13 protein-coding genes and 2 tRNA genes are annotated in these 14,170 nt (G+C 48.1%); 4 read left to right on the top strand and 11 right to left on the bottom strand.

Annotated features, from left to right (window positions below):
* The first annotated feature begins 46 nt into the window (after positions 1-46).
* Positions 47-802, top strand: coding sequence for a DeoR/GlpR family DNA-binding transcription regulator (locus tag HNQ47_RS07040; protein ID WP_183328693.1), 756 nt, complete (start codon positions 47-49; stop codon positions 800-802).
* Here HNQ47_RS07040 and HNQ47_RS07035 read toward each other — a convergent pair.
* Complete coding sequence (locus tag HNQ47_RS07035) at positions 799-1,962, bottom strand: cation diffusion facilitator family transporter (protein ID WP_183328692.1); 1,164 nt, start codon at positions 1,960-1,962, stop codon at positions 799-801. The two genes, HNQ47_RS07040 and HNQ47_RS07035, sit on opposite strands and share 4 nt — an antisense overlap.
* 82 nt (positions 1,963-2,044) lie before the next feature.
* On the opposite strand from HNQ47_RS07035, the gene HNQ47_RS07030 reads away from it, so the two are divergent.
* The 3 genes from HNQ47_RS07030 (at position 2,045) to HNQ47_RS07020 (ending at position 4,097) form a co-directional block, all read left to right on the top strand.
* Positions 2,045-2,133, top strand: a tRNA-Ser gene (locus HNQ47_RS07030).
* 59 nt (positions 2,134-2,192) lie between these two features.
* The gene (locus HNQ47_RS07025; RefSeq protein WP_183328691.1) at positions 2,193-3,092 is read left to right on the top strand and encodes a C39 family peptidase; all 900 of its coding nucleotides are present in this window, start codon (positions 2,193-2,195) and stop codon (positions 3,090-3,092) included.
* A gap of 18 nt (positions 3,093-3,110) precedes the next feature.
* The gene (locus tag HNQ47_RS07020; RefSeq protein ID WP_183328690.1) at positions 3,111-4,097 is read left to right on the top strand and encodes a Gfo/Idh/MocA family protein; all 987 of its coding nucleotides are present in this window, start codon (positions 3,111-3,113) and stop codon (positions 4,095-4,097) included.
* On the opposite strand, the gene HNQ47_RS07015 is transcribed toward HNQ47_RS07020, so the two are convergent.
* From HNQ47_RS07015 to HNQ47_RS06970, 10 genes are all read right to left on the bottom strand, one after another.
* A complete protein-coding gene (locus HNQ47_RS07015; RefSeq protein ID WP_183328689.1) occupies positions 4,080-4,658 on the bottom strand; it encodes a class I SAM-dependent methyltransferase in 579 nt (192 codons plus the stop codon). The two genes, HNQ47_RS07020 and HNQ47_RS07015, sit on opposite strands and share 18 nt — an antisense overlap.
* Before the next feature lie 48 nt (positions 4,659-4,706).
* Positions 4,707-6,539 carry a 1,4-alpha-glucan branching protein GlgB gene (glgB, locus tag HNQ47_RS07010; protein ID WP_183328688.1) on the bottom strand — a complete coding sequence of 611 codons (1,833 nt, stop codon included), beginning with the start codon at positions 6,537-6,539 and terminating at the stop codon, positions 4,707-4,709.
* A gap of 124 nt (positions 6,540-6,663) precedes the next feature.
* Positions 6,664-6,740 (bottom strand) — tRNA-Pro (locus HNQ47_RS07005).
* Between the two features lie 53 nt (positions 6,741-6,793).
* The gene (gene dusB, locus HNQ47_RS07000; RefSeq protein ID WP_183328687.1) at positions 6,794-7,762 is read right to left on the bottom strand and encodes a tRNA dihydrouridine synthase DusB; all 969 of its coding nucleotides are present in this window, start codon (positions 7,760-7,762) and stop codon (positions 6,794-6,796) included.
* Entirely contained in the window at positions 7,746-8,639 is an 894-nt protein-coding gene (hslO, locus tag HNQ47_RS06995) for an Hsp33 family molecular chaperone HslO (RefSeq protein ID WP_183328686.1), read from the bottom strand. Before hslO ends, dusB begins: the two co-directional genes overlap by 17 nt.
* 48 nt (positions 8,640-8,687) lie before the next feature.
* Positions 8,688-10,706 (bottom strand): ATP-dependent zinc metalloprotease FtsH, encoded by a 2,019-nt coding sequence (gene ftsH / locus HNQ47_RS06990; RefSeq protein ID WP_221248074.1) that lies wholly within the window; start codon positions 10,704-10,706, stop codon positions 8,688-8,690.
* Positions 10,707-10,718: 12 nt separating this feature from the next.
* On the bottom strand, positions 10,719-11,261 hold the full coding sequence (gene hpt / locus HNQ47_RS06985) for a hypoxanthine phosphoribosyltransferase (protein ID WP_183328685.1): 543 nt from the start codon (positions 11,259-11,261) through the stop codon (positions 10,719-10,721).
* A 20-nt stretch (positions 11,262-11,281) separates the two neighbouring features.
* Positions 11,282-12,457, bottom strand: a complete 1,176-nt coding sequence (gene tilS, locus HNQ47_RS06980) for a tRNA lysidine(34) synthetase TilS (protein WP_183328684.1) — start codon at positions 12,455-12,457, stop codon at positions 11,282-11,284.
* Positions 12,458-12,519: 62 nt separating this feature from the next.
* Positions 12,520-13,071, bottom strand: coding sequence for a hypothetical protein (locus tag HNQ47_RS06975; RefSeq protein ID WP_246346107.1), 552 nt, complete (start codon positions 13,069-13,071; stop codon positions 12,520-12,522).
* A gap of 48 nt (positions 13,072-13,119) precedes the next feature.
* The gene (locus HNQ47_RS06970) at positions 13,120-14,169 is read right to left on the bottom strand and encodes an MraY family glycosyltransferase (RefSeq protein WP_183328683.1); all 1,050 of its coding nucleotides are present in this window, start codon (positions 14,167-14,169) and stop codon (positions 13,120-13,122) included.
* Between the last annotated feature and the right edge of the window lies 1 nt (position 14,170).

The raw sequence follows: 14,170 nt of genomic DNA, 5'->3' as shown, positions 1-14,170 counted from the left end.
ATTAGATCTATTATTTTTCGGTTTAAAAAAGAAAGAAGCGAATTTTATGTCCAAAAAAAAAGATACACGGATGCTTGAGATCCGCCGGATCCTCGATTCGTGCGATCGTATTCGGATCGCTGAGCTGGCCGACCGCCTGCAAGTCACACCGGAAACGATCCGCACGGATCTAAACGAACTCGAACAGCAGAACCTGGTCCGCCGTGAACATGGTTATGCCCGGGCGGTTACTGCCATTACAGAACTGCCGATCATGATGCGCGGTAAAGAAAACGTTGAAGACAAACGCCGGGTCGCGTATCGCGCCATGCAGGAAATCCACGATGGTCAAGTCGTTTATCTTGATGCAGGCAGCACAGTTATATCCGGTCTGCCGGCTTTGGCCCACAAAAAAGACCTGACAATTGTCACGAGCAGTATCCCGCTGGCATATCAGGCTAGTTCAATGAATTTAAATGTGATTTTATGCGGCGGCAGCGTTCTGAACATCGGTCTGCGCACCATTGGACCGGATGTCATTGATATGTTGGAACGGTTCATGTTTGATATCGCGATCGTCGGCACTGCCGGCATTGCCGAAAATTCCGGTTTTACGACGCTGGGATATGACGAAATTCCGATCAAGCGTCATTTGATCACCCGGGCAAAAAAGCTGGTCGCGATCGCGGATAAGTCCAAATTTCTCAAGAAAACTTCTTATTCTTTCTGTAAATTCGGTGAATTTGATCTGCTGATCACCAATAAGCTGACACCGGCACAAAAGGAAATCGTCCGTGACGTCAAACAAATTATCGAAGTTTAACTCATCGGATGATCTAAAGTAATGACCAGATAGATTGGATGATCGGCATCAATGTGCTGACGCAGTGTATGGATGATTTCCTTTTTGGTCCGCGGTTCATCAAACGGAATCACCAGATCGAATACCAGGTTCGTATGGGTCGGACCGTTGATGATGCGAAAATCATGGAAGGACCACGGAGCACCGATTTCCTTGATCGCGGCAGCCAGCCTGTCTTTGTATAAATCGGTTTCCGGGTCATTGACCTTGATGGGATCCATATGCAGGACCAATTCAATGTTCATCGCATTGTGGATCTGCCGTTCGATGTTGTCGATCTCATCATGGATCTTCAGAATATTCGCATCCGCGTCCACTTCAACATGCGCGCTCGCAAAGATCTGCCCCGGACCGTAATCATGAATGATCAAGTCATGAACACCCAGGATCATTTTATGATCGATGATCCGCTGTTTCAGCTCTTTGACCATTTCCGGATCCGGCGCCTTGCCCAACAGTGAATCCACGACTTCCTTGAGCAGCTGGTATGCGCCGTATAAAATGATGATCGAACTGACCGCACCCATATAACCATCCAAATTAAAATGGATCAGCGGCGAAATGACAGTAGAAATCAATACTGCGCTCGTGCCGATCACATCAGAGATTGAATCGGCCGCAGTCGCCTGCAGCAAAGAGGACGAATAACGGCGGGCCAATGACCGATTGTAAAAATACATATAAAGCTTGACCGCGACAGAAAAAAGCAGGATGACCACCGACGTCATCCGGAAATCGATCGTTCCCGGATGCAGGATCTTGACCGCACTTTCTTCCATCATCTTTAAGCCCAGATACCCAAGCATGATCGCTACTAAAAACGAAGCGATCGTTTCCGTACGCTGATGACCGAACGGATGCTCCTCATCGGCTGGTTTCTGCGCAAAATGAAACGAAATGATCTCCAGGAAGCTGGAACCGGAATCCGTCAGGTTATTGATGGCATCGGCCTGAATGGAGACCGAATGCACAACGGTGCCGATCGCAAACTTCAGCGCAAAAAGCAATATATTGAAAAAGATCCCGACGATCCCGCTTAATCGGCCGATCTTGCTTCGGACCGTCGGATCTTCGGTTTTCTCGTAGTCGGAAACATATTTACGAATCAAAAAATTTACCATGACAGCAGTGTAGCACGGTCCCGGAGAATTCTCAATATCTTGTGGCACGTCTATTAAAATCATGATATAATGAACGTCGACTGGAGACGTATCGAAGTGGTCATAACGAGCTCGACTCGAAATCGAGTTGTCTTAACGGGCACGTGGGTTCGAATCCCACCGTCTCCGCCATCGCATATACAGCGCCGAAACGGCGCTTTTTTTATTAAAATCGGTGTATAATCTTCTATATGATAAAAGTAGAAACCAAAAAAAGACGTCAGCGTTTCATCCGCCGGCTGCTTGCGGTCCTTGTCATTCTGGCCTTAGCGCTTGGCCTAGGCTATGCCGCTTATCAAAATCAGCAGCAGGAAAACGCTGAAAAAATCGCACAGCAGCGCGCACAAAAAAAGCAGGAAATCAAAAAGCTTTACCGTGAATCGAAAATGAGCGCTGCTAAAAAGAAATATCTGAAACCTTTCCTCTATACCCAGGATCCGGATAAGGTCATTTCGATCATCAAACATTACAAGGATTATCCAACCGATATCATCAAATATGCCTCAAAGGATACCGACCGTTTTGAATACCTCTATCAATATCCAAAACGGAAAGGTAAAAGCTACACAAAACCGCTGAAAAAATCCGAAGTCAATTCAGATCATGTCGTCAGCCTGATCCAATGGGATACACGCTGGGGCTATCAAACTTACGGCGAAGCCGCCATGGCCCGCACCGGCTGTGCGCCGACCTCACTGTCCATGGTCCTTTCCTATCTCAAACAGGACCGTTCTCTGACGCCGGCAGAACTGGACCGGTTTTCGGAAGCCAACAATGAATACGTAGACGGCGCCGGTACTTCGTGGGATCTCTTCCCGAAGGCTGCCGAATATTACGGTGTCAATTGCACGTCTGTTTCACTGGACGCTGATTCGATCCGAAGCGAACTGGAGGCCGGCCATCCGATCATCATGAGCGTAAAAGCAGGCATTTTTACCAGCGTCGGTCACTTTATCGTATTATCCGGCATCAATAAGGACGGTACGGTCAAGATCTGTGATCCAAACAGTAAAAAGAATACCAAAAAATCATGGAAGATGGATACATTATTGTCACAAGGCGTAATGGCTTATTCCTTTTCCAATCAATAAAAAACAGGAGGTCCATTTATGAAAATTGCGATGATCGGCACCGGATTCATCGTTCCGGTCACATTACAGGCTCTGGCACAAATCAACAGTATCACAGTCACCAGCATCTTTGCCCGCCCGCATAGTATAGAAAAGGGCAGAAAGATCGCAGCAGATCACGCCATCCCAACGGTATATACCGACTATGCTCAGCTGCTGGCTGAGGATGACTGCGATTTTGTGTACATCGCCAACATCAATAAGGTTCATTTTGAATACGCAAAGCAGGCACTGGAAGCCGGCAAAAATGTTGTTCTCGAAAAGCCAAGCTGTGTTCAAGCCGCACAGATCAAAACATTGGCCGAGCTCGCAGAAGCGAAGCATCTGTACATCTTTGAAGCCGTCACATCGCTGCACAACCCAAATTTCCATCATATTCAAGAAGATATGAAGACCATCGGCCAGATCAAAGTCGTGCAGTGCAACTATTCACAGTACTCTTCCCGCTACAATGCTTATAAAGAACATATCGTCAAACCGGCACTGGATCCGAAATGTTACGGCGGCGCACTGATGGATATCAACATCTACAACCTCAACGTGATCGTCAGCTTGTTTGGGAAACCGCAGTCGGTCCGCTATCTGGCCAACATCGGTTTTAACGGTGTCGATACATCCGGCACTGTGATCATGCGTTATCCAGATTTCTATGCGCTGGCAACCGGTGCCAAAGATTCCGAAAGCCCCGGCCATGTCACGATCCAGGGCGATCTGGGCTATATCGATATGAAGTCTCCGACCAACGCCTTCTCTTACTATGATCTCTATTACAATGAAACGAAAAAAGCCACACGGCATGCATACAATCAGTATGAACACCGTATGGTCCATGAATTCCTGGAGTTTGAAGAAGTCTTCCGAAACAAAGACTATGACACGATGAGACACTGGCTGCAGACTTCCATCGAGGTGATGGAAGTGGTCGATGCAGCGGCTGCCGATGCGCACCTATTTGAGGATCTGTAAGACCCAGTACCCTTTATCCCGACGGACTCGATGTACTTCGAGTCCTTTTTCTTCGAAAAATTTCAAAGCGCTGGCCGCACCGTGCTGCTTGCGCATGACGATCCACAACGTGCCGTTTAAATGCTCCAAACATTCATCAAACAGACGGTAAATGGTTTGTTTGCCGGTTCGGATCGGCGGATTGAAGACGATACAGTCAAACTGTCCGTCCGTGATGCCGTCCTGACAAAGAAGGTTCGCTTGAAGATGATAGCGCTGTATATTTTCCGCTGCACGATCGGCCGCCCGCTGGTTGATATCGATCATTGTAAACGCACTGTTCCAATAGTGCGATAAGATCACACTGACCGATCCGATGCCGCAGCCCATATCCAGCACGGAACACGGTTCGCTTTGATGGGCAATGACGGTTTCCAAAAGGATCCGGGTGCCGGTATCCAGTCGATCTTTACTGAAGACGCCGGCATCGGTTCGTAAATGATAGGTCCGGCCGTCAAAATCAAAGGTCATTTCAGTAATCTTGCTGGCAAGCTTCGGATCATTCTCAAAATATTGGCTCATATCCTGATTATACCAAAAAAAGTGTTCAGGTTACTGAACACTTATTGTTTATTTTTCGACTTCAAAGACCACGGCACCCAGCGGCGGTACATTGATTTCGATCATAAACGGCTGATTGTTGCGCGGCAGGCGCACGGCACGGCAGTGCTGCGCATCGTTGTCTTTGCGGTTGCCGTTGTATTTTGCCCATTGCGTGTTGATGATTTCTTTGTATAAGCCTTTTTCCGGCACACCGAATTGTTGGTGCGTGTATCCATTCGTACTGAAGTTCAGAACGATCACAAAGTCTTTCTTTTCACCGCGGCGGATATACGAGAACATGTTCTGACCGGTGTTGTCCGCATCGATCCACTGGAAGGACTCGCCGTCGTAATCGTGCTTCCAGAATGCATCATTGTCCACATACATCTGACCCAAGTCGATGATAAAGTGCTCGAATGCATCATGCATCGGATACTCCAACAGGAACCAGTCACAGCTCTTTTTTTCATCCCATTCACGCAGCTGACCGATCTCATTGCCCATGAAATTCAGCTTTTTGCCCGGATGGGTATACATATATGTGTACAAGGCGCGGGCCTGAGCAAACTTATCTTCATAGCTGCCCCACATCTTGTCGACGATCGTCGCCTTGCCATGAACAACTTCATCATGACTGAACGTAAGCATGAATTTTTCAGAATAGAAATATGCCATCGAGAACGTCACATCATAATGATGCCACTGACGGTAGATCGGGTCTTTCTTTAAATAATTCAGCGTATCATTCATCCAGCCCATATCCCACTTGTAGTCGAAATCCAAACCATCATCAAACGTCGATTTCGTAACATTCGGGAAATCGGTGGAATCTTCGGCGATCAACATGATCTTGCCCTGCCATTCATCATTCAGCATGAAGTTCATACGTTTCATGAAATCGCAGGCGCCGTCATTGCGGCCGTTGTTTTTATTGCCGTGCCAGTAGATCGCATTACTGATGGCATCCATGCGCAGACCGTCGAAATGATAAACATCGATCCAGAAGTTTGCGGCGCTCATCAAGAACGAACGAACACTTTCTTTCCATAAATCAAAATAGCATGTGCCCCATTCAGAGTTCGCATCACTGTCTTTTTCATATTCATACAGGTGCGTGCCGTCAAAATTTGCCAGCGCATAATTATCTTTGACAAAGTGGACCGGTACAAAGTCCATGATCACGCCGATGTTGTTGGCATGCATCTTATCGACAAAATCCATCAGTTCTTGGTTCGTACCAAAGCGGGATGTGCTCGAGAAATATCCCGTGCACTGATACCCCCAGGAACCGTCGAACGGATATTCGCACAGCGGCATGACTTCCACATGCGTGAAATTATGTTTTTTACAATGTGCGATCAAATCATCGACAATGTCCCCGTAGTGCATAAATTCGTCTTCATCCAAACCTTCTTTGATCTTCCAGGAACCAATATGCATTTCATAGATGTTCACCGGGCGGTCAAAGCCTTTGTTCCGCTGTGCCAACCATTTTTTATCTGTCCATTTTTTCTTGGTCAGATCCGACACGATGCTCGCCGTATTCGGCCGCAGTTCACTGTAAAATGCATAAGGATCCATCTTATCGACGATGGTTCCGTCCTTTTGGCAGACACGATACTTGTAGTGGTCGCCGGCTTTCGCTCCCTGCACATTCAATGTCCAGATCCCCTGATCGTCTTTCTGCATTTTACCGGCATCTTCATCCCAGTCGTTGCATGTACCGATCACAGAAACCCACTGCGCATTCGGTGCATAGACAGAAAAATCTACACTATTATGATTTACATGCGCACCGAATAAATTGTATGCATGAAGCTCTCGGCCTTCAAAAAAAGCTTTTGTTTTATTATGGTCCATACTTCCAGGCCTCCTTACTCTCTCAAAAATAATTATATATGAAACTGTCAGAATTTTAAATGATGAAATCGCTTTCAGATGTTTTCCGTACAAAAAAAACACGGGCTTTCCCGTGTTGATTTCATGGTCGGATTGACAGGATTTGAACCTGCGACCTCTCCGTCCCGAACGGAACGCACTACCAAGCTGTGCTACAATCCGATGACTTGCTCAGATAGTATAGCACAAACCGTTTAAAGAATGCAAACCTTTTTTCAAGCCGTCAAATAGCTCTCCAGGATCGCCGTCAGTTCATCCAATGTACGAATATGACTAAGCGAATCTTTGATCCGGTGCGAATGCGGCAGTCCCTTGAAATACCAGGACGCCAATCCGCGCATCTCCCGGATCGCAATGGTCTCACCTTTCAGTTCTGTCAGCCGTCTCGCATGCTCCAGACAGATCCGCATCCGGTCTTCAACTGAATACGTATGCGTTTCACCAGTCAAGGCATCCACACATTCTTGGATCAAAAACGGATTGCCGATGATACCGCGGCCGATCATGACCGCATCACAGCCGGTTTCCTTCTGCATCCGCAGAAAATCCGCCGGACTGCGCACATCACCGTTGCCGATGACCGGGATCGAAACCGCTTCTTTCACTTTCCGGATCCACGTCCAGTCCGCCTTGCCGTTGTACATCTGAGAACGCGTCCGGCCATGTACCGTGACCGCACTGACACCGACTTGTTCCAAAGCTTTGGCCAATTCTACGCAGTTGATATGATCCTGATCAAAGCCGATCCGCATCTTCACCGTCACCGGCTTATGCACCGTCTGCACGACATTTTTCATTAATTCGGCTGCATAATCAACATCCTGCATCAAATAACTGCCGGCTTTGGCTTTTATAACTTTGTGGACCGGACAGCCCATATTAAAATCAATCAGATCACAGTCAGTCTGTTCATCCAGATAACGGGCCCCATACAAGACCGTATCCAGATCATGCCCGAACAACTGGAAGCTGACCGGATGTTCATCCGGCAGACAGACACACATCTTCTCCGTACGTTTGGAATCATAATACAAGGCTTTATCGCTGACCATCTCATTGCAGACCAGACCGGCATGAAACTCTTTGGCAATGGAACGAAAAGCCGCATTACTGACGCCGGCCAGCGGCGCTACCACGACCGGGTTGTCCAGCGTAACGGATCCGATCTTAAGAGAATTGTTCATTTTTCTTCTGCAGGATCTCTTGTAGCTCTGCTTCCGTAAACGTATACCGCTCATTGCAGAAGTTGCAGGTCACCTCTGCCCCATGATCTTCATGGATCATCGCTTCCAGATCCTCGCAGGCAATCGTGCTCAACGCCTCTGCCATGCGTTCCTTAGAACATGGACACGAGAACATGACCGGACATGTTTCCAGGATCTGTGCATCATCAAACATATCTTTTGCCAGCTGTTCCAATGTCGTATCATCATACTCTTCCATGATCTGTGAGATCGGTTTCAGTCCGCCGATCACATGCTCACAATATTGAATATCGGCCTCAACGGCGTCCGGCATCATCTGCAGCACCAAAGCGCCGGCACTGCATACACTGCCGTCCGTATCGATCTTGACCCCGACCGCAACGGCCGTAGGGATCTGTTCCGACAATGTAAAATAATAAGCAAAATCTTCACCGATCTCGCCGCTCTGCAAAGCGACCGTACCGGTAAAGTTCTCTGCCATATGCAGATCTTTTGTGACCGTCAGCGTACCGTCTTTACCGACAACGGCGCCCACATTCAGTTTGCCGCTTTTATACTGCACGGTGCCGACATGCGGATTCGAACAAAAGCCGCGGACATTGCCGTTTGAATACGCATCGACAATGATCGAGCCGATCGGACCGCCGCCGTTGATGGCAATCGTCAGCATTTCATCGGCGCTCTTCAGCATGCTGCCCATGATCGTGCCGACCGAAAGCGTACGTCCCAGGGCCGCGACCGCACATGGGTAGCAGTCAAAACGATCGCGGGCTTCCTGTACCAAATCGGTCGTGCGTGCCAGATATAAACGGACCCGTCCTTCACAGACCAGGGCCTTGGTTAATTGATCTTTCATATTTTCATCCTTTCAAAAAAAGACGCAGCCGCGCTTCGCGCGGGCGTCTTAATCTTTTCGTTTCGTCAATTCATTGAATGCATCATCCAGATCTTGCTGGTTGACCCCGGCAGGTTTCTCCGGCTCTTTATCATTTTCTTCTTCTTCCGGTTCTTTTTCTTCCGGCTCAGCAGGTTCATCGATGATCGGTGCCGGTTTTGCATCATCCTCCTGCGGCGCATTCGGATTTTCGATCGTGCCGTAGTTCATCAGATTCATGATCTCTTCATTGGTCAACGTTTCATGTTCATAAAGCGAACCTGCGATCAAATCCAGCAGACTGCGGTTTTCGGTCAGGATCTTCGTACATTTCTTCTGGCATTCGTCGACGATCTTGCGGACTTCCCGGTCGATCTCTCCGGCGATGCCGTCCGAATAACTGTTTCCCTGCGTATAATCGCGGCCTAAGAACACATTGCCCTGCGGATCCGCATATTGGATCGGTCCCAGACTGGACATACCGTAGACACGGACCATGTTCTTGGCGATCTTCGTCAGCTGTTCGATATCATTGACCGCACCGGCACTGACTTCGCCGAAGACCAGCTGTTCTGCCGTACGTCCGCCAAGTAAGCCAGTGATCTGCGCGAGCAGTTCGCTTTTGCGGTGGAAGTATTTTTCTTCCTTCGGCGTCATCAAGTTGTATCCGCCGGCTTCCCCGCGCGGAATGATCGTTACTTTCTGCACCTTCTCGGCATCTTCCAGTTTCAGACCAATGACCGCATGGCCGGCCTCATGGTAAGAAACCAGGCGTTTATCATTTTCATTGTAGGTCTTGGATTTTTTCGCCGGTCCCATCATGACACGGTCGATGGCCTCATCCAGGTCTTCCATCGTGATTTGTTTTTCATGATTCCGGACTGCAAGGATCGCTCCTTCGTTCAGGACATTGGCCAGATCTGCACCGGAGAATCCCGGGGTACGGGCTGCCAGGTTATGCAGCTCCACGTTGTCTGCCAGTTTTTTATTACGGGCATGCACTTTCAAAATGGCTTCACGGCCTTTGACATCCGGCAGCGAGACGGTGATCCGACGGTCAAAACGGCCGCTTCGCAGTAAGGCCGGGTCCAGGATATCCGGACGGTTGGTCGCGGCAATTACGACAATGCCGACATTATCCGTCATACCATCCATTTCCACCAACAACTGGTTCAGGGTCTGCTCCCGTTCATCATTGCCGCCGCCCATGCCGGCACCACGCTGGCGTCCGACCGCATCGATCTCATCGATAAAGATGATACAAGGGGCTGCTTTTTTGGCATTCTTGAACATATCGCGCACACGTCCGGCACCAGTTCCGACAAACATTTCGACAAAATCACTGCCGGAAATGGAGAAAAACGGCACATTGGCTTCACCGGCAACGGCTTTGGCCAGTAAGGTCTTACCGGTGCCCGGCGGGCCGACCATCAAGATGCCCTTTGGAATATGGGCACCCATATCCGTAAAGCGTTTCGGTGAACGCAGATAGTCGATAATTTCTTTGACTTCTTCTTTTTCTTCTTCACAGCCGGCCACGTCTTTGAAACGGGTCTTGACGTTCTGTTCCATCTGGGCCCTTGATTTCGCAAAATCAAACGCTTTATTGTTTGAGCTGCCGCCCATATGCATGAACATGTAATAGAAGAAGATCGCCAGGATCACCAGCGGAATGATATTGGCCAGGATCGTGATCCAGGTATTCCCGCTGCTCGGATCACTGACCGAGATTTCTCCGCCGTCATCCGTCAGTGTTTTTTCCAGCCATTCCTGGTTTGCTTCCGTATTTGGTACGATCACTGAGAACTGTTTCTTGGACTGTTCGCTTTTATTTTTCGAATCAGCGTTTTTTGTGTACGTTCCGTTAACTTTGATGATCGTACTGTCAATTTCCATCGTCGTATCACCAAATTCTGCCGTTTTCGCGACTTTACGGAACTCCGAATAATTCATCCGGTCACTTGTTCCCTGCGACGTATACGCAATCAAAGAGATGATAATACTGATGACGAAAAGCGTTGGCAAATAATTCAGCCAGTTTCTTTTCATTCAAAAGCCTCCTTATTCATAGATTTCAGGTTTTAAAACTCCTATAAATGGTAAATTCCGATATTTCTGATTATAGTCCAGACCATATCCGACCACAAACTCATTCGGAACCGTAAAGCCGACATAGTCCGCTTCGATCTCGAATTCCCGGCGGTCCGGTTTATCCAGCAGCGATACGATCTTCACATCCGTCGCGCCCTTGTTTTTGAACATCTTTTTCACTTCGACCAGCGTACGGCCGGTATCCACGATATCCTCGACCAGTAAAATGGGACGCTCTTTGGCTGAAATCTGCATATCCAGATCAATGCGCACGTCGCCGATCGACTCCGTGCCGTCATAAGAACTGACTTTCATAAAATCAATTTCACAAGGGAATTTGAATCGTTTGATCAATTCGGCCATGAACGGCACGCTTCCCTTTAATAATCCAACAACGACCGGAACGGTTCCCTCTTTTTGGTAATCCGCTTCAATTTGTTCTGCTAATTCAACGCAGCGCTGTTCTATTTCCTCTTCTGTCACTAATACTTTCAGAATATCATCCTGCACCATAATATTGTTTTCTCCTTAAGTTACGGAATTAATTGTATCATAAACACCGTAGGTTTCCCACTAAAATGTTCGACATCGCAGCCGATGCCCGGCACAAAGATCACCTGGCCGTTTCGATCCGTCATCACCAGCCAACGTTTACGGAAGATCCGCGGTATTTTGCGGTCGACAAAGAACCGATGCACCTTTTTTGTTCCGTAACGAAGCATGATCCGGTCACGATCCTGCACGGTACGCACATGGATCGGGAAATCTTTTTCCGTCAGGGTGACCCCTTCGATCGTTCGGCCTTCTTTTTGAAATACAAATGTTTCATGATCGGCCATTTGGATTGCGTCGAATGCCCGATCGATTCGATCGGCTTTCGGCAGACAATAGATTCGATCGTGAAACCGTTCCAGTTCAATTTGTCCCAGATCGATCAGGCAGTCGCTCTGCATCTGTTTCAGCAGCGATGCCAAATGATCATAGGCATAATGCCGGTGACTGATGCGGGACAAAAAATGGTCCAGCACAAACGGGGCATCCGGATGCTGCAGCAGTTCTTCGGCACTGCATTTTTCCATCCAGCTTTCGGCCGCCTGCCGACGCTTAGTCAGCTGCACATTTTCTTCGTCAATTTTTTTACAAAGCTGTTCTTTTTCAAATCGGCTCATCTCTGCCGTGATATGATGGCGGATGCGGTTACGGGTATATGTATCCGTCAGATTGGATTCATCGATCCCATAAGGGACACCATGTTCCAGACAATAATCTTCCAGTTCTTGTTTTTCCTGTTCCAAAAGCGGACGCACGATCGTGTAGCCGTGCCGACGCGCCGTCGGCGCCAGTCCGTATGTATCACAAAGCATCTGCCGGCGTTTTTGGAAAATATAGGTCTCAATGCGGTCATCCAGCTGATGCGCGACAAAAATCAAGTCCGTGCCGTACGTATCGGCCAGCTGTTCAAAGAATTGATACCGAACGTCGCGGGCCCATGCCTGGAAGTTGCCGGTATGATCCCATTTCGGATACAGCACATGAAAAGCGATGCCATATCGGTCACAATACGTTTTCACGATGTGCTCATCACGATCGGCGCTTTCCCGTTTCTTATAATTCACGTGTGCCGCATGGATCTCATACCGTCCGCGGCATTGATCCAGCAGCGCCATACTGTCCGGTCCGCCGGAGCAAGCTAATACAATCGTTTTCATACGCTCATTATACCCCAAAAAAAAGCGCGATTCTTGTGAATCGCTCTGTCGAAAACGTATGCTCAGCTAACAATTAATTCAACGATCCGGCCTTTGATTTCCTGAAACAGTTTTTCCTGCGGATCCAAATGGGCTTTTACATCAATGATCCGGGCCGTATTGATCCATTTGGCATCATTCATGTAGAGCACGGAAACTTTGTTCATACCTGGGATACAGCCTAAGCGCATTAAATGACGCTTGCCTTGTTTATGATCCGGTGCATACGCCTGCAAGTATGCTCTATAATTGCCGCTGACCGGCACGATGAAAGCTTTCCCGTGCTGCATCGCCAAGATCAGCCCAAAGTGCAGATAACCGATTTCCAATATATATGCCAGTCCGTAATCGACGAAACAAATATCACCGATATGGACCCGCACCCCTAGATCCAGACTGGAATTCAGCTCTTTTCGCTGGCAGAAATTCATCTTGGAAACCAGATAATCATATTCTTCGGATGCAGACAGGCTTTGAAGCATATGTGTTTCCAAGGTCTGCGATTCTTTCATCAGTTCATCCATTTGATACTTCATGCCCTGCTGTTTGTGTTTCATCCATTCTTTTGGTTCCATGCCTTCATTAAATCAAAAAAAGATGACAAATACATGACAGGAAAAAAGTCAGCTTTCGGCTGACTTTCTTTTAAATTTTGCGGCCAGACTTAAGATCGGATGGAACTTTTCCGAGATCATTGCCGACTTTTCGATAAACAGCTCCACACCAAACAAAATGATCACCATGACCGTCACACCAATGCGTGTATTGATCAAATAAGCATAGGCACTTAGTCCGAATAAAGCCGTGATCGCACACATGATGATGACGGTATTGCGGTGGCCGAATTGTTTCATCAATAGATGATGGATATGGCTTTTATCCGCCTGTGAGAATTTCATCCCTTTTAACGTCCGCCGTAAGATCGCCGAAAGGGTGTCGATGATCGGCAGCGCCAATAAGATCAGCGGCAGTGCCAGCGTAATGATCGTCGAGCCTTTGAATCCAAGCAGTGAGATGGCCGAGATCATGAAACCGAGAAACAGCGATCCGCAGTCTCCCATAAAGATACTGGCCGGATGGGCATTGAACACAAGGAACCCGCCCGTTGCGGAAGCCAGGATCAACGTGATATAAGCAATATCCAGGCGCCGTTCCATCAAAGAAACCGAGGCGATGACCACCAGAATGATCACGCTCATCCCGCCGGCCAATCCGTCCAGACCATCGATCAGGTTGATCGCATTGGTGATCCCAGCTACCCAGAAAATCGTCACCAGCAGACAAATGATGTCATTGTCGATCACAAAGTTGAACACATGGATCGTATCGATACGAACACCAAAATAGACCAGGATCAACGCCGAAAGCAATTCAAACGCCAGTTTGGTCATCGGCTTGATATCGATCAGATCGTCGATCAACCCTGTGAAGAACATCAAACTGCCGCCCAATAGGATCCCGATGATTGCCCGGTCCGCATTCAAAAACATCGTGACGCTGATCAGAAAGCTAAGAAAGATGGCCACGCCGCCGATCCGGGATATGATCCCATGATGGACCGTACGTTTGTTTTCTTTCGCATATGCCTTGGCATAATAAGAATACTTTTTGATCAACGGTGTCAGACACACGGACAGTAAAAACGGAACGATGATGATTCGATAATCGAGCACG

The sequence above is a fragment of the Catenisphaera adipataccumulans genome, from assembly GCF_014202755.1.
Lineage (GTDB): Bacteria > Bacillota_I > Bacilli_A > Erysipelotrichales > Erysipelotrichaceae > Catenisphaera > Catenisphaera adipataccumulans.
The sequence above is the reverse complement of the archived record's forward strand: the minus strand, read 5'-3'. Positions and strand labels throughout refer to the sequence as shown.

Bases quoted from the DNA above. Each gene is read 5' to 3' on its own strand.
- HNQ47_RS07040 (WP_183328693.1), top strand. From the start codon at position 47: ATGTCCAAAAAAAAAGATACACGGATGCTTGAGATCCGCCGGATCCTC.
- HNQ47_RS07035 (WP_183328692.1), bottom strand. From the start codon at position 1,962: ATGGTAAATTTTTTGATTCGTAAATATGTTTCCGACTACGAGAAAACC.
- HNQ47_RS07025 (WP_183328691.1), top strand. From the start codon at position 2,193: ATGATAAAAGTAGAAACCAAAAAAAGACGTCAGCGTTTCATCCGCCGG.
- HNQ47_RS07020 (WP_183328690.1), top strand. From the start codon at position 3,111: ATGAAAATTGCGATGATCGGCACCGGATTCATCGTTCCGGTCACATTA.
- HNQ47_RS07015 (WP_183328689.1), bottom strand. From the start codon at position 4,658: ATGAGCCAATATTTTGAGAATGATCCGAAGCTTGCCAGCAAGATTACT.
- glgB (WP_183328688.1), bottom strand. From the start codon at position 6,539: ATGGACCATAATAAAACAAAAGCTTTTTTTGAAGGCCGAGAGCTTCAT.
- dusB (WP_183328687.1), bottom strand. From the start codon at position 7,762: ATGAACAATTCTCTTAAGATCGGATCCGTTACGCTGGACAACCCGGTC.
- hslO (WP_183328686.1), bottom strand. From the start codon at position 8,639: ATGAAAGATCAATTAACCAAGGCCCTGGTCTGTGAAGGACGGGTCCGT.
- ftsH (WP_221248074.1), bottom strand. From the start codon at position 10,706: ATGAAAAGAAACTGGCTGAATTATTTGCCAACGCTTTTCGTCATCAGT.
- hpt (WP_183328685.1), bottom strand. From the start codon at position 11,261: ATGGTGCAGGATGATATTCTGAAAGTATTAGTGACAGAAGAGGAAATA.
- tilS (WP_183328684.1), bottom strand. From the start codon at position 12,457: ATGAAAACGATTGTATTAGCTTGCTCCGGCGGACCGGACAGTATGGCG.
- HNQ47_RS06975 (WP_246346107.1), bottom strand. From the start codon at position 13,071: ATGGAACCAAAAGAATGGATGAAACACAAACAGCAGGGCATGAAGTAT.